Source organism: Pseudomonas sp. 300 (assembly GCF_055803035.1).
Genome location: NZ_JAVLRV010000002.1, coordinates 1365221 through 1389895 on the forward strand (window position 1 = coordinate 1365221; position 24675 = coordinate 1389895).

24 protein-coding genes and 2 tRNA genes are annotated in these 24675 nt (G+C 58.7%); 13 read left to right on the forward strand and 13 right to left on the reverse strand.

Annotated features, from left to right (window positions below; genetic code table 11):
* The first annotated feature begins 205 nt into the window (after window positions 1–205).
* Window positions 206–2272, forward strand: coding sequence for a maltose alpha-D-glucosyltransferase (gene treS, locus Q7W83_RS12895; protein WP_150639054.1), 2067 nt, complete (start codon window positions 206–208; stop codon window positions 2270–2272).
* Between the two features lie 4 nt (window positions 2273–2276).
* Here the strand turns inward: treS and Q7W83_RS12900 are convergent, their stop codons facing one another.
* Complete coding sequence (locus Q7W83_RS12900) at window positions 2277–3212, reverse strand: LysR family transcriptional regulator (protein WP_150630019.1); 936 nt, start codon at window positions 3210–3212, stop codon at window positions 2277–2279.
* A gap of 141 nt (window positions 3213–3353) precedes the next feature.
* On the opposite strand from Q7W83_RS12900, the gene Q7W83_RS12905 reads away from it, so the two are divergent.
* The 3 genes from Q7W83_RS12905 (at window position 3354) to Q7W83_RS12915 (ending at window position 6025) form a co-directional block, all read left to right on the forward strand.
* The gene (locus Q7W83_RS12905; RefSeq protein ID WP_150630017.1) at window positions 3354–4667 is read left to right on the forward strand and encodes an MFS transporter; all 1314 of its coding nucleotides are present in this window, start codon (window positions 3354–3356) and stop codon (window positions 4665–4667) included.
* A gap of 62 nt (window positions 4668–4729) precedes the next feature.
* Complete coding sequence (locus Q7W83_RS12910; RefSeq protein WP_150639053.1) at window positions 4730–5479, forward strand: creatininase family protein; 750 nt, start codon at window positions 4730–4732, stop codon at window positions 5477–5479.
* Window positions 5480–5560: 81 nt separating this feature from the next.
* Entirely contained in the window at window positions 5561–6025 is a 465-nt protein-coding gene (locus Q7W83_RS12915; protein ID WP_150639052.1) for a RidA family protein, read from the forward strand.
* Between the two features lie 68 nt (window positions 6026–6093).
* On the opposite strand, the gene Q7W83_RS12920 is transcribed toward Q7W83_RS12915, so the two are convergent.
* Both Q7W83_RS12920 and Q7W83_RS12925 read right to left on the reverse strand, forming a co-directional pair.
* Window positions 6094–7350, reverse strand: a complete 1257-nt coding sequence (locus Q7W83_RS12920; protein WP_150639051.1) for an OprD family porin — start codon at window positions 7348–7350, stop codon at window positions 6094–6096.
* Between the two features lie 251 nt (window positions 7351–7601).
* Entirely contained in the window at window positions 7602–9341 is a 1740-nt protein-coding gene (locus Q7W83_RS12925) for a dipeptidase (RefSeq protein WP_458377351.1), read from the reverse strand.
* 576 nt (window positions 9342–9917) lie between these two features.
* On the opposite strand from Q7W83_RS12925, the gene nirB reads away from it, so the two are divergent.
* The 5 genes from nirB to Q7W83_RS12950 all read left to right on the forward strand — a co-directional run bounded on the left by nirB (window position 9918) and on the right by Q7W83_RS12950 (window position 13944).
* Complete coding sequence (gene nirB, locus Q7W83_RS12930) at window positions 9918–12479, forward strand: nitrite reductase large subunit NirB (RefSeq protein ID WP_150653514.1); 2562 nt, start codon at window positions 9918–9920, stop codon at window positions 12477–12479.
* Window positions 12479–12856 carry a nitrite reductase small subunit NirD gene (gene nirD, locus Q7W83_RS12935; RefSeq protein ID WP_150630005.1) on the forward strand — a complete coding sequence of 126 codons (378 nt, stop codon included), beginning with the start codon at window positions 12479–12481 and terminating at the stop codon, window positions 12854–12856. Before nirB ends, nirD begins: the two co-directional genes overlap by 1 nt.
* Window positions 12857–12896: 40 nt before the next feature.
* Window positions 12897–13337 (forward strand): CBS domain-containing protein, encoded by a 441-nt coding sequence (locus tag Q7W83_RS12940; RefSeq protein WP_150630003.1) that lies wholly within the window; start codon window positions 12897–12899, stop codon window positions 13335–13337.
* Window positions 13338–13589: 252 nt separating this feature from the next.
* Window positions 13590–13663 (forward strand) — tRNA-Cys (locus Q7W83_RS12945).
* 194 nt (window positions 13664–13857) lie between these two features.
* Window positions 13858–13944: transfer RNA gene (locus Q7W83_RS12950), tRNA-Leu, on the forward strand.
* 369 nt (window positions 13945–14313) lie between these two features.
* Here Q7W83_RS12950 and Q7W83_RS12955 read toward each other — a convergent pair.
* A complete protein-coding gene (locus Q7W83_RS12955; RefSeq protein ID WP_473656167.1) occupies window positions 14314–15210 on the reverse strand; it encodes an AraC family transcriptional regulator in 897 nt (298 codons plus the stop codon).
* A gap of 139 nt (window positions 15211–15349) precedes the next feature.
* On the opposite strand from Q7W83_RS12955, the gene Q7W83_RS12960 reads away from it, so the two are divergent.
* The 3 genes from Q7W83_RS12960 to Q7W83_RS12970 are packed head-to-tail and all read left to right on the forward strand — an operon-like array spanning window position 15350 to window position 17504.
* On the forward strand, window positions 15350–16093 hold the full coding sequence (locus Q7W83_RS12960) for an SDR family NAD(P)-dependent oxidoreductase (RefSeq protein WP_473656168.1): 744 nt from the start codon (window positions 15350–15352) through the stop codon (window positions 16091–16093).
* Between the two features lie 29 nt (window positions 16094–16122).
* Window positions 16123–16524: a VOC family protein gene (locus tag Q7W83_RS12965; RefSeq protein ID WP_150629888.1), complete on the forward strand. Its 402-nt coding sequence runs from the start codon at window positions 16123–16125 to the stop codon at window positions 16522–16524.
* Complete coding sequence (locus Q7W83_RS12970; protein ID WP_473656169.1) at window positions 16521–17504, forward strand: saccharopine dehydrogenase family protein; 984 nt, start codon at window positions 16521–16523, stop codon at window positions 17502–17504. The genes Q7W83_RS12965 and Q7W83_RS12970 overlap by 4 nt, the downstream gene beginning before the upstream one ends.
* 89 nt (window positions 17505–17593) lie before the next feature.
* On the opposite strand, the gene Q7W83_RS12975 is transcribed toward Q7W83_RS12970, so the two are convergent.
* The gene (locus Q7W83_RS12975) at window positions 17594–17779 is read right to left on the reverse strand and encodes a hypothetical protein (RefSeq protein ID WP_473656170.1); all 186 of its coding nucleotides are present in this window, start codon (window positions 17777–17779) and stop codon (window positions 17594–17596) included.
* A 214-nt stretch (window positions 17780–17993) separates the two neighbouring features.
* On the opposite strand from Q7W83_RS12975, the gene Q7W83_RS12980 reads away from it, so the two are divergent.
* Window positions 17994–18377 (forward strand): hypothetical protein, encoded by a 384-nt coding sequence (locus Q7W83_RS12980; RefSeq protein ID WP_150629885.1) that lies wholly within the window; start codon window positions 17994–17996, stop codon window positions 18375–18377.
* 95 nt (window positions 18378–18472) lie between these two features.
* Here the strand turns inward: Q7W83_RS12980 and Q7W83_RS12985 are convergent, their stop codons facing one another.
* The 8 genes from Q7W83_RS12985 to Q7W83_RS13020 all read right to left on the reverse strand — a co-directional run bounded on the left by Q7W83_RS12985 (window position 18473) and on the right by Q7W83_RS13020 (window position 24551).
* Window positions 18473–18757: a hypothetical protein gene (locus Q7W83_RS12985; protein WP_150629884.1), complete on the reverse strand. Its 285-nt coding sequence runs from the start codon at window positions 18755–18757 to the stop codon at window positions 18473–18475.
* Window positions 18758–19063: 306 nt separating this feature from the next.
* Window positions 19064–19294, reverse strand: coding sequence for a hypothetical protein (locus tag Q7W83_RS12990; RefSeq protein ID WP_150629883.1), 231 nt, complete (start codon window positions 19292–19294; stop codon window positions 19064–19066).
* Window positions 19295–19408: 114 nt separating this feature from the next.
* On the reverse strand, window positions 19409–19630 hold the full coding sequence (locus tag Q7W83_RS12995; RefSeq protein WP_150639047.1) for a beta/alpha barrel domain-containing protein: 222 nt from the start codon (window positions 19628–19630) through the stop codon (window positions 19409–19411).
* Window positions 19631–19702: 72 nt separating this feature from the next.
* Window positions 19703–20743 (reverse strand): DNA topoisomerase IB, encoded by a 1041-nt coding sequence (locus Q7W83_RS13000; RefSeq protein ID WP_150629879.1) that lies wholly within the window; start codon window positions 20741–20743, stop codon window positions 19703–19705.
* A 75-nt stretch (window positions 20744–20818) separates the two neighbouring features.
* Window positions 20819–21898 carry a molybdenum ABC transporter ATP-binding protein gene (modC, locus tag Q7W83_RS13005; RefSeq protein ID WP_473656171.1) on the reverse strand — a complete coding sequence of 360 codons (1080 nt, stop codon included), beginning with the start codon at window positions 21896–21898 and terminating at the stop codon, window positions 20819–20821.
* Window positions 21899–21901: 3 nt separating this feature from the next.
* On the reverse strand, window positions 21902–22582 hold the full coding sequence (modB, locus tag Q7W83_RS13010; RefSeq protein ID WP_458377357.1) for a molybdate ABC transporter permease subunit: 681 nt from the start codon (window positions 22580–22582) through the stop codon (window positions 21902–21904).
* Window positions 22583–23350, reverse strand: coding sequence for a molybdate ABC transporter substrate-binding protein (gene modA, locus Q7W83_RS13015; protein ID WP_150639046.1), 768 nt, complete (start codon window positions 23348–23350; stop codon window positions 22583–22585).
* Between the two features lie 130 nt (window positions 23351–23480).
* The gene (locus Q7W83_RS13020) at window positions 23481–24551 is read right to left on the reverse strand and encodes an NAD(P)H-dependent flavin oxidoreductase (RefSeq protein WP_473656172.1); all 1071 of its coding nucleotides are present in this window, start codon (window positions 24549–24551) and stop codon (window positions 23481–23483) included.
* Window positions 24552–24675: the final 124 nt, after the last annotated feature.

A 24675-nucleotide genomic window follows, 5' to 3' on the forward strand; every position in this document is an offset into this window, starting at 1 on the left:
TGTGTGCTATTTGTCATTTCGTCTTCGAAAAAGAGGCTCAGGCCTCTTTTTTTGTGCCTTTTTTTCGGCGAAGGCGCCCACGCACCGGGCGGTTTGCATTCGGCATGCAACGATCTGCCGCTCACGGGCTCATATAAACACTACCCGCGCCGCGCCGCGTGCGACGGCTCAATGTGTTGGGTTCCGACAGCGAGTGAATGTGCTTATGACGATGGCAGACAAGGACTATGTGGCTTGGCTGGTTGAGCAATCGATGCTGAATGCGGCCAGGCAGCGAGCGAAGCTGTACTCCGGGCAAGGGCGAATGTGGCAGCAACCCTTCGCGCATACCCGGCCCCGTGATGCTTCGGCACTCGCCTCTGTGTGGTTCACCGCATATCCCGCGTCGATCATCACCGCAGAAGGCGAGACGGTCTTGCAGGCGCTGGGCAATGAAACGCTTTGGCATGCATTGTCGGAAATCGGCATTCAAGGCATTCACAACGGGCCATTGAAAACCTCAGGTGGTTTGCAGGGGCGCGAGCACACGTCGACCATCGACGGTAATTTCGATCGCATCAGTTTCGGCATTGATCCTGAACTGGGCACCGAGGCGCAGTTGCAAGGCTTGAGCCGAATCGCCGCCGCACACAACGCGGTCATCATCGACGATGTGATTCCGTCTCACACCGGTAAAGGCGCGGATTTCCGTCTTGCGGAAATGGCCTATGAGGACTATCCGGGGCTCTACCATATGGTGGAAATCCGCGAAGAAGACTGGCCGTTGCTGCCGGAGGTGCTCGAGGGGCGCGATGCACAGAACCTCGGTCCGTTGCAGGTCGATGCGTTGCGGGACAAGCACTACATCGTCGGTCAGCTGCAGCGGGTGATTTTCTTCGAACCGGGTGTGAAGGAAACCGACTGGAGCGCAACGCCCGTGGTGATCGGCGTTGATGGCAAGCCGCGGCGCTGGGTGTATCTGCATTATTTCAAGGAAGGACAGCCTTCGCTCAACTGGCTTGACCCGAGTTTCGCTGCGCAACAGATGATCATCGGTGATGCGCTGCACGCGGTCGATGTGATGGGCGCGAAAATCTTGCGACTGGATGCCAACGGCTTTCTGGGCGTCGAGCGCAAGCTGGACGGAACGGCCTGGTCTGAAAGTCACCCGTTGTCGATCACCGGCAATCAATTGCTCGGCGGGGCGATCCGCAAGGCGGGTGGCTTCAGCTTCCAGGAGTTGAATCTGACCATTGATGACATTGCGTCGATGTCCCACGGCGGCGCGGATTTATCTTACGACTTCATCACCCGACCGGCCTACCAGCATGCCTTGCTCATGGGCGATGCCGAGTTCCTGCGCCTGATGCTGCGCCAGGTTCATGCCTATGGCATCGACCCCGCCTCATTGATTCATGCCCTGCAAAACCACGACGAACTGACGTTGGAGCTGGTGCATTTCTGGACCCTGCATGCTCATGACACGTTCCTCTATCAGGGGCAGACTTTTCCCGGCAACATCCTGCGCGAGCACATCCGCGAACAGATGTATGAGCGCCTGTCCGGAGAGCACGCGCCTTACAACCTGAAATTTGTCACGAATGGCGTGTCCTGCACCACCGCCAGCATCATTACCGCGGCGTTGGGCATCCGTGATCTGAATACGATTACCGCGGCGGACATCCAACAGATCCGCCAGGTGCATTTACTGTTGGTCATGTACAACGCCATGCAGCCTGGCGTGTTTGCGCTTTCCGGTTGGGACCTGGTGGGGGCGTTGCCGCTGCCGGCGGAGGAGGTGGCGCACTTGATGCTCGATGGCGATACTCGCTGGATTCATCGCGGCGCCTACGATCTGGTCGACCTCAACCCCGAAGCGTCGCTGTCCGCCGGCCAGATGCCGCGCTCGAGAACGCTGTACGGCAGTTTGCCCAGCCAATTGAAAGACCCGGATTCCTTTGCTTCACAATTGAAGAAAATCCTCGCGGTGCGCCGTTCCTATGACATCGCCGCCAGTCGGCAGATCTTGATTCCTGACGTCGAACACCCAGGCCTGCTGATCATGGTTCACGAGTTGCCGGCCGGTAAAGGCACGCAAATCACCGCGCTGAACTTCAGTGCTCAGCCGATCACTGAAACGCTGCATTTGCCCAACATTGCGCCAGGGCCGGTGGTCGACATTATCAACGAACGGGTCGAAGGCGATCTGACCGCCGAGGGCGAGTTCACCATCACCCTGGACCCTTACGAAGGCTTGGCACTGCGCGTTGTCAGCAGTTCGCCGATGGTTTGACCGGTTACCGGGCGTACGTCACTTCGTCGCCAGAGGTAAACATCGGCAAGCGCTGTAGCATCCAGTTCAACAACTCCTGAGCAGGGGCGGCCAGGGGGCGGCCGGACTTCACCAGCAGTTTCGCTTTCACGCCCAAAAACAGTGGATGGTCGATCAGTACCGCCGCGAGGCTGCCCTGTTCGATTTCTCGATAGGCTGCGAATTCGCCGAGCAACGAGGCGAAATCTCCGGAGGCCACCAGGCGCTTGAGTGCGGCGAGGGAGTTGCTGACCAGGGCCGGGCGGATTTCGATTTTTTCGGCGTACTCGAGCATCTTTATCGCATGACCGATACCGAATGTGGTGGGCGTCAATACCAGTTGGCAGGTAAGTATGTCCTCGATGGTTGCCGTTATCCCTCGCACCGCCAACGGGTGATCGGGGCGAACCAGCAGCATCACCGGCTGCGATGACGTCGCGCGAAAATCGATTTGCGAATGCGGCGGGGGATTATAAGCAAGGCCGATGTGCGCACGGTTCTCGGCAACTTCGTTCAGTACGTCGTCGACAGGAAGGATGTCCAGCCTGACATCGAGCTTCGGGTACTGTTTGCAGAAGGGAGCGAGCACGTTGTCGACCAAGGCATCGACATAGCCCTCACTGATGACGACGCGCACCTGGCCTTGTTGCAGGCCCTTGATCGCCTGGAGCTGGTCTTCGAGCTTTTCCTGGTGTGATCGATAGCCGCGCCAGAACTCCAGCAAATGCGCCGCCGCCTCGGTGGGCTGGACACCACGGGCCTGACGCTCGAACAGCTTCGCCCCCAGTTCCTCTTCCAGCAGCTTGATCTGGCGCGTGATCACGGAAGGCGACGTATTGATGCTGTCCGCTGCACCGCGAATCGAGCCGTGGACCAGCACCTCGTGAAAATACCGCAACCGTTGTTGGTTGATCTCGCGCATCTCGGGCCCTCCTCCCTTCAAAAAATCTGTGTTGCCTGTAGAGCAACGATACACGAACTTAGTTGCTCTTGCTGGGGCTGAGGTGTCGGTGCAACATTCCTTGGCACGACCGCAGCCCAACAAGAATAATTGGAGACTCGCATGTCAACCTTACTGACACCGGCAAGCAGTGATGCCGTTTCGGCCCTTTACCGCAAGCTCAATTGGCGGCTGTTGCCACTCCTGTTCATTTGCTACGTCTTTGCGTATCTGGACCGGATCAACGTCGGCTTTGCCAAACTGCAAATGCAAAATGATCTCGGGCTATCCGATGCGGCCTATGGCGCGGGCGCAGGGATTTTCTTTCTGGGGTATGTGTTGTTCGAGATACCAAGCAATTTGATGTTGCCGAAGGTGGGGGCGCGAAAAACCTTCAGCCGCATTCTGGTGTGCTGGGGCATCACCTCGGCCTGCATGCTGTTCGTGCGTAACGTGCCGATGTTTTATGCGATGCGTTTTCTGCTGGGCGTATTCGAAGCCGGTTTTGCCCCGGGCATGATCTATTACCTGTCTTGCTGGTACGGTCCGAAGCGAATGGCCCGGGCCATTGCGATCGTGTTTATTGCCGGCCCCATCGGCGGCATTATTGGCGGTCCGCTGTCTGCCTGGCTGATCACCACGTTCGAAGGCGTTGGCGGCTTGGCCGGGTGGCAGTGGATGTTTTTGATTGAAGGCCTGCCTTGCGTGTTTCTTGGCATTCTGACCTTTTTCGTTCTTTCCAATCGGCCCTCAGAGGCCCGCTGGCTGAGTGGTGAAGAAAGGAAACTGCTGGAGAGTGAACTCGGTGCATCGACGGGGCGCGTCCATTCGTTCCGGGCGGTGTTGCGCGACCCGAAAATCTACGTCCTGGCGTCGGCCTATTTCTGCATCATCTTTTCGATCTACGCCATGAGTTTCTGGCTGCCGGCCATCCTCAAGGCCCAGGGCGTCAACGACACCATGCAATTGGGTTGGTATGCCGCGATTCCCTATGTCGCCGCAGCATGCGGCATGTACTGGATAGGGCGTCGATCCGACCGGGTCGGCGAACGACGCTATCACTGCGCAGTCCCTGCGGGCATCGGTGCGATCCTGCTGCTCATGTACCCGTTTGCCGACGGTCACCTGATGGCTTCGCTGGTACTGCTGACGCTGGCAACCGCCATGATGTTCATGGCCTACACCGTGCTCTGGGCGATGCCGTCCGAACACATCAAGGGTGACGCGGCGGCGGGCGGCATCGCTTTGATCAACACCATCGGACTTTCCGGCGGTTTCTGGGGGCCTGCGGTGATTGGCTGGGCGAAAACGGCAACCGGCAGCGCCAATCTCGGCATCGTTATTGTGGGCTGCGTGTTCCTGTGCGCAGCGTTCGTGATCCTTTCCACCAAACCGCGCCCCCGTGATAGCTCGGTTTCTGAATTCAGCGCGGGTTGATCAACCGCCTCCCACTTGATCAGTCGTGTTCCGAGAGGAACCCTTTTAAAGAGAGAACCCACATGCTTTTACACCTATCGACCTGGGCCGAGATCGGGCAATTCCTTGAACGCAGCCGCACCATCGTGATCCCGATCGGCTCCAATGAACAACACGGTCCGACCGGTCTGTTGGGGACTGACTGGATGTGTCCCGAAATCATTGCACATGAAGCGCAGAAATCGGCAGACATCCTGATTGCGCCAACCTTCAACATCGGCATGGCCCAACACCATCTTGGGTTCCCCGGGACCATTTCACTGCGTCCTTCGACGTTCATAGCGGCCATTGGCGACTGGGTACGTTCGTTGGCCGCTCACGGGTTTGAGAAAATCCTTTTCCTCAATGGCCACGGCGGCAACGTCGCCTCCATCGAAGCGGCGTTCTCGGAACTGTATGCCGAAGCCAGCTTCGCTCGACGCCCCGCGGGGTTCGCGTTGAAGTTGTGCAACTGGTGGGATCTGGAAGGGGTCGGTGAATTGGCGCGAGAGCAATTCCCTACGGGCCACGGGATTCATGCCACGCCGTCCGAGATCGCGGTCACCCAATGGGCTTACCCGGACGCCATCAAGTCCGCCCAGTACTCGCCGCAGATCGCGCCGTGGGGACCTATCCGCGAAGCGCTCGATTTCCGCGCACGTCATCCGGATGGTCGCATGGGGTCGGATCCGTCCCTGGCCAGCCCGGATAAAGGCCGCGACCTGGTGATGATGGCAGCACAGGGCCTGGTGCAGGAACTCGATGCCTTCAGCCGCGAATCGATACCCGGCTAAACAACCCGATTAACCCCTTTTTTCAACTTGACCAGCGCCCGGTAATCCCGGGCGTTGGCACATCCTGTTCGAGGAAATCCCATGATTGAACGCGACGTTTATACCCGTCTGAAAGAGCTCGGTATCGAATTACCCACCACCGGTGCTCCCGCCGCTGCCTATGTGATGAGTGCGCAGAGTGGCAATGTCGTTTACCTGTCCGGCCATATTGCGAAAAAGGACGGCAAAGTCTGGGCAGGAAAACTGGGCGAAACGCTGACGACAGAGGAGGGCTATGCGGCCGCGCGTTCGACGGCCATCGACTTGCTGGCGACGCTGCAGGCTCATCTTGGCGATCTGAATCGGGTCACGCGGATTGTCAAAGTGCTGAGCCTGGTGAATTCAACTTCCCGTTTCACCGAGCAGCATCTGGTCACGAACGGCGCCTCGGAGCTGTTTGCCGAGGTGTTTGGGGATCAGGGGAAACACGCACGCTCGGCATTCGGTGTGGCCCAGATCCCGTTGGGTGCTTGTGTCGAAATCGAGATGACCGTGGAAGTCCGTTGAAGGCCGGGCAACGCTAAAAGTTGCCCTGTGGGGGCGAAGTTATTCGCCCCCACAATTAATTTGAGAACTCAGAACAACGTCCAGGTGTAACTGATGATCAACCGGTTCTCGTTGATGTCCGTGCGGTAATTGGAGCGCGCCATTGCGTTGCGCACTCGCACGCCGAGGCCTTTCAGCGGGGCGGACTGGAAGGTGTAACTGAGGTCCAGGTCACGCTCCCGATCTTTGCCCTCATAACCCATCCCGGTCTTCACATTGTCGCCAGTGACATAGCGGGTGCTGGCTAACAACCCCGGCACACCGAGGGCCGCGAAGTCATAGTCATAGCGCACTTGGAAGGAGCGCTCATGAGTGGAGACGAACTCGTAGGTCGGCAGTTCGTTGCCAAGCGCACTGACATTGAGAAACACGCGAGGAAAGGGACTGTCGCCGAACATGCCCTGGTAACCGGCATAGAACGTATGACCACCGAGCTTGGCCGATAGCAGCGAGAAGAAGGCCTGGTTGTCGACCTTGCCCACCCGTTTGCGACCTTCCTCCTTGGCGTCGTAATAACCGAGATTGGCCCCCAGCACCCAGCTTCCCACGGGCTCACTGTGTTTTAAACCGAAGAAGTTCTGCTCGTAGATATCCTCCAGTCGGGAATGCCAGGCACTCACGGTCGTGCGATTACTGTTGAGCGCGTAGTCGCCGCCCACGTAATTGAAGGCATCGCTCGACACCTGGCGTTGCGGCTTGTTGCCCAGCAAGGCCTGGAGTTTGCTTTCGCCGGCTTCGTTGCGCAGGGTCGTGGAGGTCAGGTGCCCGGCTTGCAGCGTCAGGCCGGGAATTTCACTGCTGGTAATGCTCGCGCCTTGGTAGGCGGGGGGCAGCAAGCGGATGTCGCTGAAAACCAGCGAAGGAATGTTGGGTTGCAGTTCACCGACCTTCAGCTCGGTTTTGGAAAAACGCATCTTGGCCGCCACCCCCAGGCGACCATAATTGTCAGCGGCACGGCCATCGTCCTTCACCGGTAACAACCCCGAGTTGACCCGGTCCGGACTGCTGTCGAGCTTGATGCCGAACTTGGCGGTGGCATCCAGGCCAAATCCCACCAGCCCCGGCGTGTAACCGGACTTGAAGTTGAGGATGAAGCCTTGCGCCCACTCCTGGGCCATCGATTTTTCCGAACCTCGGATGTCGGAGAAATCCCTGCTGAAAAAATAGTTTCGGGTTGTCAGCGTTGCAGTGGACTGCTCCACAAATCCGCTGTCGGCGGCCTGGGCGAGGTTGGCGCCCGCTCCTGTGAAGAACAGCACACAGAGTTTGCCTCGATCTTTTGTCATATGTTGACTCTTGTTTTTATTAGACATGACTCCGCCGTAGGCGCTCTTTCGAGGGCCTTGCGAGTGGGACGGGGGAGGTAATGACAGCCGTCAGCGTGTGGTGTTGACGGTGCTGCGGTGTCGAGAGCGATGCTCGCTCGATTGACCAATGGCAGCAAGAGCAACTTTATTCAGACATCGTTGCTCTGGAGGCAACGATGATGCGAAGGCATAAAAGACGGGACCCGCCAGAACGGCGGGTCCGGAAGGGATCAAAGTGTCGGCAATTGCCCGATGCGCCCCATCATCTCGGTCACGATCTGCAGGTCCAGCAGGAACTGGTCGACCGTCTTGAACTCGTTGTCGGTGTGGCCGGTGTATTTGTTCTCGGGCCGGGCCAGACCGAACTGCACGCCATTGGGCAATTCATGAACCGAGGTGGCGCCAGCAGAGGTGCCGAACTCGTGTTTCATGCCAAGGTTTTCGCTGGCCACGGCCAGCAGGGCCTTGACCCATTCACCCTCGGGGTTGCGGTACATCGGCTCGGCAATCGAGTAATCGAACGTCGCTGCAACGTGGGACTTTTTGCTCCAAGCGCCAATCTTGTCGGCGATTTCGGCCTTGAGCGCGTCCGGGGACTTGCCCTTCGGCACGCGCAAGTTGACCGCGAGCTTGAAGGTCTTTTCATCCATCCCGACAAACGTCAGGGAGGTGGTCAGCGGTCCCATGAAGGCATCGGAGAAGCCGACCGCCAATTTGCCACCCAGGTAATCCAGCCCCCAGTTATCGGAGGCATAGCGGGCGGCGTCGGTGATGTGGTTGTGCTTGAGCGCGACCTTGCCGTCGAGGCCATTGATGAAGACCAGCATCCGCGATACCGGGTTAACGCCTGACTCCGGCTCGGAGGAGTGGGCGGAAACGCCGGTGACCGTCAGCTTGACGTTCTTGCCGTCAACCTTGGCGTTCACGCTGAAATTGCCGCCATTGCGCTTGGCAAAATCGGTACCGGCCTTCTGCAGGCTGGCTGCCAGTTCAGCAGGCTTGTCGCTCAATAGAGTGGCGACCGAAGCCGACGGAATCTGGTTGGTGGCCAGGCCGCCAGTCATCGAGACGATTTCAGCGCCCTTGCCGTCGGCCTTGCGCTTGGGGAAGTTGGCCATGACGGTGCCGTAGCCTTTCTCGGCAATCACCACCGGATAGCCGCCATCCAGCGCCAGGTTGTAGTTGGGTGTCGGGTTGTGTTCGAAGTAGTAGGGGATGGCGTCGCCCGAAGTTTCCTCGGTGGTGTCGACCAACAGCTTGAAATTCCTCGCCAGCGGCAGTTTTTCTTCCTTGATCACTTTCATGGCGTAGAGCGCCACCACGATACCGTTCTTGTCATCCTCGGTGCCCCGGCCATACATGCGGTCGCCAATCAGGGTGACCTTGAACGGATCGAGTTTGGTGCCGTCTTCCAGGACCCAGTTCTCCGGTGTCACGGGCACCACGTCGGCGTGGGCGTGAATGCCGACCACTTCATCGCCACTGCCCTCGAGGGAGATCTCATAGACGCGGTTGTCGATGTTGCGAAAGTTAAGGTTGAAGGCCTGGGCCAGGCTCCTGATCTTGTCGGCGATCTTGGTGAATTCAGGGTTGTCGTGCTGGGCAACGCCGTCCACGTTGAAGGTCGGGATGGCTACCAGTTCGCGTAGCGTTTCGGTGGCGGCGTTGCCGTACTTCACTCGCGCATAGAGCCCAAGCAGGCGATGGATTTCGTTCTGCTGGTCGGCGGAAAGGGTCTTGTTGTCCAGAAAGGCACTGATTGCCGCGCCGAGGTCATCGGTTTTGGCCAGATCGGTCTTGCCCAGGCTGGTCAGGAACTGCCTGAAATCAGTGGCCGATGCGTCACTGAACGTTTTGAGGATGGTCGCGCTCTGTTCCGGGGTGATGTTGGCGTGCGCGGCCGTGGTGAACGATGAAAGGCTGGCCAACATCAGGGTGGTTGCGGCCAGGTGCTTGAGTGAGAAGTCCATTGCTGGGGGCATTCCTTTGCAGGGAGTGAGTTAGAAGAGTTTGATTAATGAAACAAAACGTTTCCAACCTACCACCACGGGGGCGCAACAGGGGAGCCCTGAAGCGGGATCTGTCGCACAGCCGTGCAAATGCGGCGCAGAAATGAAAAAGAGACTCGGCCCGTTTTCGCGGCGAGTTTTACGAGATGTGTGCAGATTAAGCATTGGCTGGAGATGTTGTAGGGTAGATGACATTTGTGCACTTTTATAAAGCCGCGCTGCCTCTCGCTGCACTATGCGAAGGCAAGAGCGACCTGTTTTCACGGTGAATTCCATGCCGAAACGTCAGAAAGACCGCCCCTGAGCAGCACTTTCGTGATCTGGCACAAACACTGCAATACACCGAACAGGCCCACCCTGAATGCAATCGAGTGGGCAGCCCCCTCGGTCAACGACGATCGAATCATGGGCAACATCGGTGGATCAGGCATAGACGTCTGGTGCTAACACCGCAAAAGAACAGGCAAAGACGCCTGGAACCGCAAGGTTTCAGGCGTTTTTTTTTGCTTTTTGAACCGTTTTAGCCGGGTGCTTCTTATGAATTCCAATGTTGCCGCGTTGAACAAAGTGCAAACGCTGATCGTGATCGGCAATGGCATGGTCGGACATCATTGCGTCGAACAGTTGATCGAGCGGGGCGCTCTTGACCAGTATCGGCTGCACGTCTTCAGCGAGGAGCCGATGCGTGCCTACGACCGTGTGCATCTGTCCGAGTACTTCTCGGGCCGCGATGCCGAATCGTTGGCGCTGTCCGATGCATCGCTTTACCAGACGCCGGGCGTCACCCTGCATTTGGGTGTGCCGGTGCTGGAAATCGACCGCGCTCGGTGCCAGGTGATGACCGCGCAGGGCTGCATCCCTTACGACAAATTGGTGTTGGCCACCGGCTCCTATCCGTTTGTGCCGCCCGTCGAAGGTGCCGAAGGCGATTCGCGTCTGGTGTATCGAACCCTTGAAGACCTCGACGCGATCCGTGCCGCCGCTGCCAACGCCCGACGCGGCGTGGTGGTCGGCGGTGGCCTGCTGGGCCTTGAAGCCGCCAATGCGCTGAAAAGCCTCGGTCTGGAAGCGCATGTCGTGGAGTTCGCCCCGCGCCTGATGCCAGTGCAACTGGACGAAATGGGGGGGCTTGCGCTCAAGTCGCAGATCGAAAGACTGGGTGTCGGTGTGCACCTGTCGCGCGCCACTCAATCAATCAGTGCGGGCGAGGAGTACCGCTACCGCATGAATTTCGCCAACGGCGAGTTTCTTGAAACCGACCTGATCGTGTTCTCGGCCGGCATCCGAGCACAAGATGCGCTGGCCCGCCACTGTGCCTTGGAGATCGGTCCGCGCGGCGGCGTGGTAATTAACGACGAATGCCTGACCAGCGACCCGGACATTTACGCCATCGGCGAGTGCGCCTCCTGGAATGGCGGGCTGTTCGGCCTGGTCGCGCCGGGCTACCAGATGGCGCGCGGTGTGGCGGCACGTCTGTGCAACGACATGGCCGAGCCGTTTCTGGGGGCCGACATGTCGACCAAACTCAAGCTGCTGGGCGTCGACGTCGGCTCCATCGGCGATGCGCATGGCCACACGCCGGGTGCGCGCAGCTTTCAGTTCATCGATGAAACCACGGCCAGCTATCGGCGGCTGGTGGTGGATGCCTGCGGCAAACACGTCATCGGCGCGGTGCTGGTCGGCGACAACAGCTATTACGACACGCTGCTGCAATACATGCAGAACGCAATTGCCTTGCCGGCAGAGCCTGCCAGTCTGATCCTGCCGTCATCCGAAGGTGCGCCGACGTTGGGGCCGGGCGCGTTGCCGGAATCGGCCACGGTCTGCTCGTGCCACAACGTCACCAAGGGTTCCATCTGCTCGGCCATCGATGGCGGCTGCACCGACCTGGGTCTGCTCAAGTCTCAGACCAAGGCCTGCACCGGCTGTGGCGGTTGTGCCGGGCTGCTCAAGCAAGTCTTCGAGCACGAGCTGATTGCCCGAGGCGTCAGTGTCGATAAAAGCCTGTGCGAACACTTCGCCTATACCCGTCAGGAGCTGTATGCGCTGGTCCGCGTAGAAGGGGTCATCACCTTCGAGGAACTGCTGGCCAAACATGGCCGTGGCCACACCGGTTGCGACGTGTGCAAACCGGCCGTGGGCTCGATCCTCGCGTCGTGCTGGAACCAGCCGATCATGGATGCCTCGCTGGTACCGTTGCAGGACACCAACGACACCTTCATGGCCAACATGCAGAAGAACGGCACCTATTCGGTGGTGCCGCGCATTCCCGGTGGTGAAATCACCGCCGACAAACTGATCGCCATCGGAGTTGTGGCGAAAAAATACGACCTCTACACCAAAATCACCGGTGGTCAGCGAATCGACCTGTTCGGCGCGCAGTTGCATGAATTGCCGGACATCTGGGCCGAGCTGATCGAAGCCGGTTTCGAAACCGGGCACGCCTACGGCAAATCGACCCGGACGGTGAAGTCTTGCGTCGGCAGTACCTGGTGCCGTTATGGCGTGCAGGACAGCGTACAAATGGCCCTGACCATCGAGGACCGCTACAAAGGTCTGCGCTCGCCGCACAAGCTCAAGTTCGCGGTGTCCGGTTGCACCCGTGAGTGCGCCGAAGCCCAGAGCAAAGACGTCGGCGTGATCGCCACCGAGAAGGGCTGGAACCTCTACATCGCCGGTAACGGCGGCATGCGTCCGCGCCACGCCGAGCTGTTTGCCACTGACCTCGACGATGCAACACTGATCCGCTACATCGACCGCTTCCTGATGTTCTACATCCGCACCGCCGACAAACTGCAACGCACTTCGGTATGGCGCGAAAGCCTGGAGGGTGGCCTCGATTTCCTCAAAGAGGTGATCATCAACGACAGCCTCGGGCTCGGTGCCGAACTCGAATCGCAGATGCAATTGGTGGTCGACCGCTATGAATGCGAGTGGGCCAACGCCCTCAAAGACCCGGAAAAACTCAAGCGCTTCCGCACCTTCGTCAACGATAAACGCCCGGACCCGGACATCCACTTTGTCCAGGAGCGTGGTCAACGGCGCCCGATCATGGCCGCTGAACTCAACCTGATCCCAGTCACCGAGGAGATTGCCTGATGAGCCAGTCCACTACCCAACGCCTCGATTCCCTGGTCAGCAGCGATGTCTGGCACACCGTGTGCGAGCAGCAGGACCTTGTCTCTAACTCCGGCGTCGTCGTGTGGCTCGACGGCGCACAAGTGGCGCTGTTCTATCTGCCGGATGCCGAGGGTCGAAGCCTCTATGCCATCGACAACCATGACCCGCAATCGGGGGCAAACGTCATCGGACGCGGGTTGGTCGGCAGCATCAAGGGGGATCTTGTTGTTGCTTCACCGATCTACAAACAGCATTTCCGCCTCGAGGACGGCAGTTGCCTGGAGTATCCACAGCAACGTTTGCGGGTCTGGCCGGTACGGCTGAACGGCGGTTGGGTTGAAGTCGGGGTGGCCTGAGTTCAAGCATCGGCAATGAGCAACGATAGCGGAGGCATCCATGAAAACAGCCGCACAGCTGCTGAAACTGAAAGTCGTGCAAAACCAGCACGTGCATAGCATCGCGCCAGACCAGATGGTTCTTGATGCACTGAAAATGATGGCCGAGAAGAATGTGGGCGCACTGCCGGTCATCGAAGCGGGGCAGGTGGTCGGCGTTATCAGCGAGCGCGACTATGCGCGCAAAGTCGTTCTGCAGGGGCGTTCCTCGGTCGGCACGCCGGTGCGCGACATCATGAGCGCGCCGGTGGTGACAGCCGACAGTCAGCAGAGCATCGAGCGCTGTATGGCCGTCATGACCGACAGCCACCTGCGTCATCTGCCGGTGGTGGACAGCGGCGAGCTGATCGGTTTGTTGTCGATTGGCGACCTGGTCAAAGAAGCGATTGTCGAGCAGGCCGATTTGATCCGGCAGTTGGAGCACTACATTCGGGGGCACTAAGCGGGCCGGGGAGACGTTGAAGCCGATTTGGGGACGTGGGCGAAGAGTCGAGCCTGCATCCAGACACGCAAAGCACCCGACAATTTTTTTTTGAAATCAAGGGGTTGCCAGCCTTCGGAAATCAGTACATAATTCACGCCATCGAAAGCACTGACCGCTGAAAAAGCTCAATGTTTTCAAGGAGTTAGATCTAGAATCTAATTCCAAGTTTGTACGCGTTTGATGTTGTGCTACATGACATCAGGTGCTTGAGGCCGAGTAGCAAAATGGTTATGCAGTGGATTGCAAATCCACCTACGCCGGTTCGATTCCGACCTCGGCCTCCACTTTAAACAAGCTCCGTAGATCGATGATTTACGGAGCTTTTTTATTTGCACAGCCCTGCAAGATTTAGTCTTGAAACGGGTATTTGCGAACTTGCTTCACCGGGACGGGATGTATATATTTCGTCCTCTGCTGCACAAGAGTCAGAACTGACAGATCCACGTTTGTCAGGCTACAGACTGCTTACCGCGCTACCGCCCGAATGGCGAAACTGGTAGACGCATGGGACTTAAAATCCCCCGCTCGTAAGGGCGTGCCGGTTCGATTCCGGCTTCGGGCACCATCTAAAATCAAGGGTTTGCGGGCGAAAGCTGATGCAAGCCCTTGTTTGTTTCTGGTCCGCTATTTTTGGAGTGGATCCGCGATTCACTGGGTAGCGAATACTTTTTTGCCCAAGCGATTTCGGATGTATTGCTCTGTCACCACCACGGTCGTATGTAAGGCGTGTTCCGTCGGTGTTTCGCGGGATAGGATCGCTTCAGCCTGAAGCTTCGGGTCAGGGGGAAAGCTATCGGTGTCACCCTTAGTTGAGCGTCCCTTATGCTGGCTGCTGGCTGCTGGCTGCTGGCTGCTGGATAGCGGTGCGGTTTCTGCCGGATGTGCACCGTACACTCCCTCCCATCGCTGGAACACCAACCTGTAAGTTCACGAATTATTTGCCAACGGCGCCTCTGGTCTCCAACAGGATTCTTGCAGCATCTCGTGCAGGAGGCAGGCCAAATACCCGCGCGTAATCGCGGCTGAACTGAGTCGCGCTTTCATAGCCGACCTCGAAAGCAGCGCTCGTGACGCTCTGGGCATTGACCACCATGAGCGTGCGAGCCTGTAGCAATCGAACCCTTTTTTGATACTGCAACGGGCTTAATGTGGTGACGGATTTGAAGTGGCGGTGGAAGGCGGACACGCTCATCGCCGCTTTTTGGGCAAGGGTGTCCACTCTAATGGACTGGGCGAAATCTCGACGAATGCACTGAATGGCCGTACTGACTCGGGCCATGGCGGTATCCGGAGCCGCGATCTCCCGCAGCATCCAGCCGTGTGGACCTTGCAGAACCCGGTACAGAATCTCCCGTTCGTAAGCGGGGGCGAGGGCGGCTATATCCTCAGGTTTGTCCATCAATCGCAACATGCGTACCCAGGCGTCCATCAATTCGGGCGTGACGGCGGCTACCGAAAATCCTGCATCGTTATCGTGACGCCCGGAGGGCTTGGGGAGGTCGGCGAGAAGCGACGACACCACTATCGGGTCAAGTGTCAGACTGACCGCGAGATAGGGCTCGCCGGAAGAAGCGGGGTGCACTGTTCCCACAGCTGGCAACTCGATGGACATCACGAAATATGTCGCCGGGTCGTAACGCAGCGTGCGGTCGCCGACGGTTATCGTTTTGCTGCCTTGCAGGATCAGGTTGATCATCGGATCGTAAACGGCGGCCAGCATGTGCTCAGGAACTTTGCCCTGGACCATGGCCACGCGTGGGATGCCCGTTTCGGTGCGGCGGTTCTGGGCCTTGGAAGCCAAGGACCGTAGCTCGATCAGTTGATTGTTCATGGGGGCATGCTGATCGCAGGAGGGTGCCATGCGCAAGCAAAAAGCAGAAACAGGCAGGTTTTGAGTAGGAACGGCTGCGCTCTTACGCAGCATCATGGTTACTGTGATGGCTCATCTGATCAACAGTGGAGAGCATCCCATGAGCGTTATCCTTATCACCGGAGGCAGTCGTGGCATCGGCGCCAGCGCGGCCGAACACTGCGCCCAGCGAGGCATGGGGGTTGTCCTCACGTACAAAAATAATCCGCAGGCTGCCGATTCAGTTGTCAGTCGTATCAAGGCCGCCGGGGGCAAGGCCGCCACGCTTGAGCTTGATGTCGCCGATATCGGCAGTTTCGAGACGTTTCGAGAATCGATACTGCAGACCTTACAGGCGACGTGGAACGTGACCACCCTCAGTGGTTTGGTCAACAACGCAGGCTATGGTCTGTTCAACCCTCTTGAGTCAGTCACTGAGGCACAGTTTGATGGCCTGCTGAACGTGCATCTCAAAGGGCCGTTTTTCCTCACCCAGTCGTTGCTTCCTCTGATGGAGACTGGCTCCAGTATCGTCAATCTGACCAGTGCAACCACCCGCGTGGCGACGGCGGGCGTGGCGCCTTACGCCGCCTTCAAGGGTGGGCTGGACGTGCTCACCCGTTACATGGCTAAAGAGTTTGGTGATCGGTGCATACGTGCGAATTCGGTCTCGCCCGGTGCGATCCGCACCGAGTTGGGCGGTGGTCTGAACGCCGAGTTCGAGGCGCTGCTTGCTTCGCAAACAGCCCTCGGCAGGGTGGGTGAGCCGCAGGATGTTGGCCGCGTTATCGCCATGCTGCTTGGCGAAGAGGGGCGCTGGATCAATGCTCAAACGATTGAAGTCGCGGGCGGCTACAGCATCTGAATCAGCAACTGAACAAGCGAGGCTATCCCATGCTGGATCACATCTTTGTTTCTGTGAGCGACATCGAGCGCTCCATCCGTTTCTACGACGCAGCGCTCACTCCGCTCGGAATTACCGCGCGACTCGATTACGACGGCAAGGATGGTCCCCCGGGTCACCCCGATCTCAAAGGATTTGGTGCTGATGGCCGAATGTTTTTCTGGTTGCGCGAGGGCGTTGTGGAGGGGCGAGCTGTGCACGTTGGATTCGTGGCGAGCAGCAAAGCCGAGGTTGACGCTGCCTACGCCGCCGCCATGGCGAATGGTGCTAGCGACAACGGTGCCCCTGGTGCGCGTCTGCATTACGACCCGAATTATTACGCCGGCAACGTCCTTGACCCCGACGGTTACAGCCTTGAATTCGTTTACAAGAATTGGCAGCACGCGCAATGAATACTCTGCTGATTTACGGTGCTACAGGCTATACCGGCCGCATGGCGGCAGAACGCGCCAAAATGTTGGGGCTGAACTTCGAGATTGCCGGGCGCAATGCCGAACGGTTGCAATCCCTTGCCACGCTTCTGGATGTTCCTTACCGAGTCTTCACTGCCGATGATCGAGCAGAGCGCTTTATGGGCGGTATCGACACGCTGCTGAACTTTGCGGGGCCTTTCGCGCAAACGGCTGAAGCGCTGATGCGCGCATGCATCAACGCCGGGGTGAACTATCTGGACATCACGGCCGAGATCAACGTTTATAGCCTCGCGGAAAGCTTGGGTGCTCAGGCCGCGAAGTCAGGCGTCATGCTGATGCCTGGAGTCGGCTGGGACGTCGTGCCAACGGACTGTCTGGCTGTGCATGTCGCGCGTCGTGTACTACAACCGCACTCGCTGAACATTTCACTGCAGGTCCCAGGTTCCATGTCGCGGGGTTCCGCAATGAGCGTCGCTGAAATCATTGGCGCCGGCCTGTTGGCGAGAGTCGACGGCCAGCTCGTTTCGACGCCGGATGCGCAGCCGCGACACTTCGATTTTGGTGATGGCCCGGTCCTGTGCCTACCACTTTCCTTCGGTGACCTGGTGACAGGTTGGCATTCGACGGGGATTCCCAATATCGCGATGTTTGTACACCTCTCTGGAGACGCCTTCCCCGAGGGTGATCTATCGCAACTGCCGGATGGTCCGAGTGTTCAGCAACGTGATGCTCATCGCGCTCGTGCAGTAGCTGAGGTGTCGGGGGCTGACGGTACGGTAGCACGGTCGATGATCGAGACCGTCAACGGTTATTCCTACACGCCACTTGCCGCCGTTGAGGCAGCGCGACGGGTATTGGGCGGCGAGCGCAGGCCAGGTTTTGAAACGCCTGCGCGGTTGTTCGGTGGCGGATTCGCCGAGACTATCGCGGGTACGACAGTCAGCGATTTCGAGCGCTAAATCCGTCCCATAGTGGCTTTGATGCGGCATATTCACCGCACTGGCGTTTATCTTCAGGAGGCTGATAGCGGGTGGAAATGCTCCTGAGTTCAATCCGCCTTGCGTCGATCGGCGCCGTCAGGGTTGCCGCTATCAACCAGCCTTCTCTCCACCAAAATATTCTGCAATGCCTCACGAGCTGGCGGGTCTAGCTGATGTTCTCTTTCCTTCAGCTCCAGCAAGATCGGGCTGGACCAGGTGCGGTAGGTTTTTTCCGCCTCACGAATGGGTGTCATGTGTTCCTCCTTGATCAGTCGCCTGCCCACATCGTCGGCGCCGCCTCGATGCGATAGAAAACATAGCTGAGGAAAGCGTTTACCGCCAAAAACGAAATGCATACGGTGCGATTGAACTTATCGTCAAATAGTCTATTCGGCGTTTTCTGCCTATCTAATCTTAAGGTTCTGTTTGCCTTATAAAAAAATAATAGGTGAAGTTATGATCAGGCTAATGACGGTCCTCTCTGTAGCGTTGTTTTTAGCAGGATGTTCTTCAAGTACTCACACTCCCAATGATGCCCATTCGCCTGCGCCAACAAGTGCGAAACAGCTTAGCGGCGATGAGATACAGCAGGTTTTGATAGGCCGCAAACTTCAAAGCCGCACCGAAAAGGGAGATTCTTTCTGGGAAACCCTGAGCCCTGGCGGGGCTGCAGCCATCAAGATCGCGGATTACCCTGAAGCAAAAGGCAGTTGGACGATTGCCGGAGATGTGATCTGCGTGACGTATAAGGAATATGGAAAGGAGTGCAATACCGTACGCAGTGATGGTGTTTCAATCTGGCTCATCGATGAGTCTAAAAAGACCACGAACAACAAGTTCAGTGCGCATTAGATCAGTTCTGCCTGATGCACACTGACGTAATCCGTTGCTTAAATCATGGGGCCAGCGGCTGGGCCGAGTGAACGCGCTTCAGCCGCCGAACCTGCCTAAACGAATGGTTGTCCGGTAAAGCCTCGGGGCAACCGTTGCAGCCCGGCCATGGCGGTAAGCCGCTCGACCCATGCTGCGCGCCAGTCATTGGCCGTGTGAGTGACTTTGGCTTTGCGTGCGGCACGGCGTGCCGCGTTGCGTTGGTCTTTGCGTGCATCCTTGAATGCATCGGTGTTTCGGCAGCTTCTGCATTTCACCCGGGTCAGTTCAGTGGTTGAGGTGAGTTTGCTGCCCTTGTGACCGCAGGCCAGATGCCCGGCAACTTTGAAGTGAGTAACCATCAGACGCCTCCTTCGTGACGTGTGATTGTTAGACACCCCGCGAGTGATGACGTTCGTTAACCGAAAAAAGGCAAAAATAAGGCCCGCATGCGGGCGGGCCAAGGGGTGTTTCAAAAGGAGTAGGGCCACTGTAGGCGGTGAGATGTGAAGGCAGTGTGAAATGGTCGGGCAAAAAAAATCCCGGTACGGGCCGGGTGTGGGATTCAGCAGCAGGTGATCAGGCAAGGACGCACCCGGTGACGATCATCGTCGCCGTTCATGCGTCCTGAAGCAGGTGGCGCGCGCGTGTCCGAAGTCCAGATTGAATCATCTGAACCGCGGCAGGGGCGGCTCGACAGGTTTGAGCGACGACAGCGTATTACGAATCAGTGGCGCGTCTTTCTCGATGTCGTTCAGACGATCACGAATCCTCAGGGCGGTCGGATGCCCGCCTTGATGATCGACCCAGTCGGCGATTTCCTTGCACGCCGCGGCCAAGCGAGCCTGGCGCGAGTCAAGCAGGGTCAGCAGGGTGGTGATGGACTCTTTTTCGGACATGGCAAACACCTCCGTTCAAGAAACCTGGCAATGGCAGCAAAAAGCCCGCAAGAAGCGAGCTTTCTGCCGATGGGTGCGCTGTTCCCTCAGCCATTTTCAGTATAGACCCGGACTTTAGCCTTGTCGGGCCGTCATTTGCGATCTGGCATTGAGCTGATGACACACGCGTCGGGCGTCTTCCTCAAGATCGTAACCGTCACCGATGAAGCCGTGGGTCCGGGTATCGGCGATGCGATACCAGATGGCGGCGTCAGGTGGTTGATGTTCGACTTCCCCGGCTCTGCGGCCATGAACGATGATCCTGTTGCAACGCTTCACAACGAAAATGTCTTCCATGGCGTCACTCGAAGCTAATTCTTGTCACAACAACTATAGAAGCCATTTGTAATCACGCAAAAAATGCAGAGGTCAGTTCGTCGGTTGAGTCGCCTCTATCATCTTCTCCAGATACATCGCCAGACTGACTTCCTCGGCCCTCAGGCCTTTGCGTGTTCTGGGGCGCGGTAACTGGGCCAATGCCCCCAGCAGGAAACCCTCGAGCACCGCCGGGTGGATGTAGCATTTGCGACAAACCGCCGGGGTGTTGCCGAGTTGCCTGGCGACGCTCTTGACCATCTCCACCACATGCCGCTTGGCGTCCGATTCGGGCTCCCACTGCAAACCGCGCAGCACCGACAATGCCAGTGCACTACCCGCCCACGTGCGGTAATCCTTGGCAGTGAAGTCAGCGCCGGTGAGGGTTTGCAGGTACGCGTTGACGTCGGAGGAACTGACGGTGTGCCGCTCACCGTTTTCATCCAGATACTGAAACAGATTTTGCCCGGGAATTTCCTGGCAGCGCTTGATGATTCGTGCAAGGCGCCGGTCTTTCACGGTGATCTGATGTTCGACGCCGCTCTTGCCACGGAACTGGAACCGGATTGCACTGCCGTTGATCTCGACGTGACGGCTGCGCAGGGTGGTCAGCCCATACGAGCGGTTGTCCCGGGCGTACTGCGTGTTTCCGACCCGAATCAGCGTCGCATCGAGCAAGGTAATGACCGTGGCCATGACTTTGTCGCGGCTGAAGCCCGGCGCCGCCAACAGCGTTTCAAGCTGTTTGCGCAGTTTCGGCAGGGCGAGCCCGAAATCCCGCAGGCGCGAGTATTTGTCGGCATCGCGCACTTCGCGCCAGCGCGGGTGATAACGGTATTGCTTGCGACCCCGGGCATCACGGCCAGTGGCTTGCAGGTGCCCGCGCGGGTCGGCGCAGATCCACACGTCGGTGTAGGCGGGGGGCACGGCGAGGGCGTTGATGCGTTTGATCTCGCCCGGGTCGGTGATGCGCTGTCCGTCCGGGTCGAAGTAGCAGAACTTGCCGCGCAGTTTCTTGCGGGCGATGCCGGGCTGGTTGTCATCGACATAATGCAGGTCCGGCGGCAGCACATCAGTCAGCGCGGAATCGGGCATGGCGGTAGTCCTTGGCGACGAATCAGGGGCCGTTACAGCCATTGACCGCGCGCCGATGCAGTGGTGCCAGCGGATTTACGCCAGCACCGCCACCGCTTTGATTTGCGCCCAGAGCTGCTGGCCGGGATGCACTTGCAGCTGGTCCCGGGAATAGCGGGTGATCCGCGCCAGCAGCGGCGTGCCGGCCGCGTCGAGACGGATCAGCACATGGGCGGCGTTGTCCGCGCCCATTTCACTGATCACGGTCACCGGCAGGCGGTTGAGGATGCTGCTTTGTTCGACGCTGTGCAGGCTCAGGCTGACATCGCGTGCCTGAACCTTGCAACGCAGCGCCTGGCCGGCATCCAACGGCGTGTGCGCCACACGGATGTTCAGAGCGGTGCCGGGCAGTTGCAAGGTCAGCAACTGATAGTCGGCGTCGTAAGCACTGACGTGGCCTTCGATCACCACGCCGGCGTCATCGCCCAATGCCAAAGGCAAATCGAGCCGAGCCAGCGTTTCACCAATAGGCCCGCTGGCCAGGGCTTTGCCGTTGCTGAGCAGGACGATGTGGTCGGCCAGCCGCGCCACTTCATCCTGGGAATGGCTGACGTACAGCACCGGGATGTCCAGTTCATCGTGCAACCTTTGCAGGTAGGGCAGGATTTCGCTTTTGCGTTGCGAGTCCAGCGCCGCCAGCGGTTCGTCCATCAGCAACAGTTTCGGACTGGTAAGCAGGGCGCGGGCGATGCCGACACGCTGTCGCTCGCCACCCGACAGGTGCTGTGGTTGGCGGTCCAGCAGATGACCGATACCCAAGAGTTCCGTCGCGTGATCCATGTCGACCCGGCGTTGGTGTCTGGGGATCCGTTTGAGGCCGAACTGCAGATTCGCCAGCACCGACAAGTGCGTAAACAGACTGGCTTCCTGGAAGACATAACCGATCGCGCGTTTGTGCGGCGCGACGAAAAGCTTCTTGTCGCTGTCCTGCCAGACTTCATCGTTGACCTGGATAAATCCTTGTTCGGCCCGTTCCAGTCCCGCGATGCAGCGCAAGCACGTGGTCTTGCCCGAACCGGAATGGCCGTAAAGCGCGGTGACGCCACGTCCGGGCAGTTGCAGGTCCACATCCAGGGCGAACCCCGAGTATTTCAGCTTCAGACGCGTTCGAATCATCGATCAGCTCCAGCCCGCTTTGGTTTTGCGGCTGGAGTAAAGCGCCAGCAACACGGCAAACGAGAACGCCAGCATCGCCCCGGCCAGCCAGTGGGCTTGGGCGTATTCCATGGCTTCGACGTGATCGTAGATCTGCACCGAGACCACGCGGGTCTTGTCGGGGATGTTGCCGCCGATCATCAGCACCACGCCAAACTCGCCGACGGTGTGGGCGAAGCCGAGAATCGCGGCGGTAATGAATCCCGGTCGGGCCAGCGGCAGAATCACGCTGAAAAAAGTGTCCCAGGGATTGGCGCGCAAGGTCGCCGCCACTTCCAGCGGGCGGGTACCAATGGCAGAAAAAGCGTTTTGCAGCGGCTGCACCACGAACGGCATCGAGTAGAGCACCGAGCCGATCACCAACCCGGCAAAACTGAACGTCAGGGTGCCGAGCCCGAGCGATTGAGTGAAGTGGCCGACAAAGCCGTTAGGGCCGAGCGCCAGCAACAGATAAAAACCAATCACTGTCGGCGGCAGCACCAGGGGCAGGGCGACAATCGCCCCGACCGGGCCCCGCAGCCAGGATTGGGTGCGCGAGAGCCATAACGCAATAGGGGTTCCAATCACCAGCAGGATAACCGTCGTCAGGGACGCGAGTTTCAGGGTCAGCCAGATGGCGGAAAAATCGGCACTCGTCAGCGTCATTTAGAGTTGATAACCATAGGACTTGATGACAGCAGCGGCTTTCGGACCTTTGAGGTAGTCAACCAGTGCCTTGGCGGCCGGGTTGTCCTTGCCTTTGTTGAGGATCACCGCGTCTTGTTTGATCGGATCGTGCAGGCTGGCTGGAACGATCCACGCCGAACCGCTGGTGACTTTGCCGTCTTTGTAGATCTGCGACAAGGCGACAAAGCCAAGTTCTGCGTTACCGGTTGAGACAAACTGATAAGCCTGAGTGATGTTCTGCCCTTCAACGATCTTGTCCTTGACCTTGTCGGTCAGGCCCAGCCTGGCCAGAACCTGGGTGGCAGCCAGGCCATAAGGGGCGGCTTTCGGGTTGGCGATTGACAGATGCTGATACTCGTTCTTTTTCAGCACATCGCCCTTGGCATCGACGTAACCTTCTTTAGCCGACCACAACGCCAGGGTGCCGACGGCGTAAGTGAAACGCGAGCCCTTGACGGTGTCGCCTTCGACTTCGAGTTTTTGCGCGGTGGCGTCGTCTGCCGAGAGGAACACCTCGAACGGCGCGCCATTCTTGATCTGGGTGTAGAACTGGCCGGTTGCACCAAAGGAGGTGACCAGTTTGTGCCCGGTGTCTTTCTCGAAATCGGCAGCGATCGCCTGGATCGGCGCGCTGAAGTTGGCCGCGACGGCGACCTGGACTTCGTCCGCCTGGGCCGCGCCGATGGCGAATACAGCGAGCAGGCTTGCGAGGCACCCAGGGGCAAAACGTGAGGCACGAACGGTCATGAAACGGCTCCGTGGTAGGCAGGGGCAGCGAGGGACGAAAACGCTATATAGCGGAATATATAGCGAATTGCCTGCAAACGGAATGTGTTGAACTCGATTGCATTGCGGCGAGGCTCCCTCGCTGCTGGTCTTATGCCTGCCGGTGCAACAGTTTTGCCAATCCCTCTTGCGCCAGATGCCGCGTCAACTCCGCCGTCGTCATCTCCACCCCCAACGTAAACGCCTGCCCGGCCCAGAGGTTGCTGAAATCCGCTTCGCCCTTGGCCCGCAACGGCATCAACGCCCCACCCGCCAACGGGAAGGCCGGTGCTTTATCGCAGATCGGTCCGAGCTCGCGCATCACGCGATTCAGAATCCCGCGCGCGGGACGGCCAGTGAAAATGTTGGTGACGGCGGTTTCGCTTTCTTTGGCCGCGCGCAACGCCTTGTGATGGGCGGCGCTGACCTTGGCTTCCGGCGTGAACAAATACGCCGTGCCCACTTGCACAGCGGATGCGCCCAGCAGAAACGCCGCCGCTACGCCTCGCGCATCGGCAATGCCGCCAGCCGCAATCACCGGCACTTTCACCGCGTCGACAATCTGCGGCAGCAGTGCGAAAAGCCCCACCTGGCTGTTCAAGTCGTCGCTCAGAAACATGCCCCGATGGCCGCCGGCTTCGTAGCCCATTGCGATGATCGCATCGCAGCCATGCTGCTCAAGCCAGAGAGCTTCGTCGACGGTTGTTGCCGAAGACAGCACTTTCGCCCCTGTCGCCTTGACACGATCCAGCAGGGATTTTTCAGGCAGGCCGAAGTGAAAACTCACCACGTCGGGACGACATTCTTCGATCACTTCACAGGTCGCGTTATCGAACGGCGCGCGATTGGACACGGGCGTCGGCGCGTCGAAATCCACGCCGAGTTCGCGGTAGTAGGGCTCCAACAGATTCTTCCAGTCCCGAGCGCGTTGCTCATCGGCCGCAGGCGGTTGATGGCAGAAAAAGTTGACGTTGAACGGGCGCTGGCTGTGTTGGCGAATGGTCTTCAATTCTTCGCGCAATTGCTCGGTGCTCAGCATGGCCGCGGGCATCGAGCCCAGGCCGCCGGCATTGCTCGCGGCGATCACCATGGCCGAACCGGTTGCACCCGCCATCGGGGCCTGGATGATCGGCAGTTCGATCCCTAGCAAATCAATCATTCGGGTGTCTGGCCATGGGCTCATTTCAAAGGTTCTCCGGCATCAAAAACAGGGCAGGACGGTAGAACAGGATTTGTATCAGCAAAGCGGCCCGAGACCAACGAGTTGTCGCGGGTAGATCGTCAGTTTTATAGCGCCGCTGCTCAGC

What these genes read in the sequence shown, in the direction of transcription:
- Q7W83_RS12970 (WP_473656169.1), top strand. Translation starts at nt 16,521, where the DNA reads ATGAATACTCTGCTGATTTACGGTGCTACAGGCTATACCGGCCGCATG.
- Q7W83_RS12915 (WP_150639052.1), top strand. Translation starts at nt 5,561, where the DNA reads ATGATTGAACGCGACGTTTATACCCGTCTGAAAGAGCTCGGTATCGAA.
- nirB (WP_150653514.1), top strand. Translation starts at nt 9,918, where the DNA reads ATGAATTCCAATGTTGCCGCGTTGAACAAAGTGCAAACGCTGATCGTG.
- nirD (WP_150630005.1), top strand. Translation starts at nt 12,479, where the DNA reads ATGAGCCAGTCCACTACCCAACGCCTCGATTCCCTGGTCAGCAGCGAT.
- Q7W83_RS12920 (WP_150639051.1), bottom strand. Translation starts at nt 7,350, where the DNA reads ATGACAAAAGATCGAGGCAAACTCTGTGTGCTGTTCTTCACAGGAGCG.
- Q7W83_RS12980 (WP_150629885.1), top strand. Translation starts at nt 17,994, where the DNA reads ATGACGGTCCTCTCTGTAGCGTTGTTTTTAGCAGGATGTTCTTCAAGT.
- Q7W83_RS12910 (WP_150639053.1), top strand. Translation starts at nt 4,730, where the DNA reads ATGCTTTTACACCTATCGACCTGGGCCGAGATCGGGCAATTCCTTGAA.
- Q7W83_RS13000 (WP_150629879.1), bottom strand. Translation starts at nt 20,743, where the DNA reads ATGCCCGATTCCGCGCTGACTGATGTGCTGCCGCCGGACCTGCATTAT.
- Q7W83_RS12990 (WP_150629883.1), bottom strand. Translation starts at nt 19,294, where the DNA reads ATGTCCGAAAAAGAGTCCATCACCACCCTGCTGACCCTGCTTGACTCG.
- treS (WP_150639054.1), top strand. Translation starts at nt 206, where the DNA reads ATGACGATGGCAGACAAGGACTATGTGGCTTGGCTGGTTGAGCAATCG.
- Q7W83_RS13020 (WP_473656172.1), bottom strand. Translation starts at nt 24,551, where the DNA reads ATGAGCCCATGGCCAGACACCCGAATGATTGATTTGCTAGGGATCGAA.
- modB (WP_458377357.1), bottom strand. Translation starts at nt 22,582, where the DNA reads ATGACGCTGACGAGTGCCGATTTTTCCGCCATCTGGCTGACCCTGAAA.
- Q7W83_RS12905 (WP_150630017.1), top strand. Translation starts at nt 3,354, where the DNA reads ATGTCAACCTTACTGACACCGGCAAGCAGTGATGCCGTTTCGGCCCTT.
- Q7W83_RS12975 (WP_473656170.1), bottom strand. Translation starts at nt 17,779, where the DNA reads ATGACACCCATTCGTGAGGCGGAAAAAACCTACCGCACCTGGTCCAGC.
- Q7W83_RS12940 (WP_150630003.1), top strand. Translation starts at nt 12,897, where the DNA reads ATGAAAACAGCCGCACAGCTGCTGAAACTGAAAGTCGTGCAAAACCAG.
- Q7W83_RS12985 (WP_150629884.1), bottom strand. Translation starts at nt 18,757, where the DNA reads ATGGTTACTCACTTCAAAGTTGCCGGGCATCTGGCCTGCGGTCACAAG.
- Q7W83_RS12925 (WP_458377351.1), bottom strand. Translation starts at nt 9,341, where the DNA reads ATGGACTTCTCACTCAAGCACCTGGCCGCAACCACCCTGATGTTGGCC.
- Q7W83_RS12965 (WP_150629888.1), top strand. Translation starts at nt 16,123, where the DNA reads ATGCTGGATCACATCTTTGTTTCTGTGAGCGACATCGAGCGCTCCATC.
- Q7W83_RS12960 (WP_473656168.1), top strand. Translation starts at nt 15,350, where the DNA reads ATGAGCGTTATCCTTATCACCGGAGGCAGTCGTGGCATCGGCGCCAGC.
- Q7W83_RS12900 (WP_150630019.1), bottom strand. Translation starts at nt 3,212, where the DNA reads ATGCGCGAGATCAACCAACAACGGTTGCGGTATTTTCACGAGGTGCTG.
- modA (WP_150639046.1), bottom strand. Translation starts at nt 23,350, where the DNA reads ATGACCGTTCGTGCCTCACGTTTTGCCCCTGGGTGCCTCGCAAGCCTG.
- Q7W83_RS12995 (WP_150639047.1), bottom strand. Translation starts at nt 19,630, where the DNA reads ATGGAAGACATTTTCGTTGTGAAGCGTTGCAACAGGATCATCGTTCAT.
- Q7W83_RS12955 (WP_473656167.1), bottom strand. Translation starts at nt 15,210, where the DNA reads ATGAACAATCAACTGATCGAGCTACGGTCCTTGGCTTCCAAGGCCCAG.
- modC (WP_473656171.1), bottom strand. Translation starts at nt 21,898, where the DNA reads ATGATTCGAACGCGTCTGAAGCTGAAATACTCGGGGTTCGCCCTGGAT.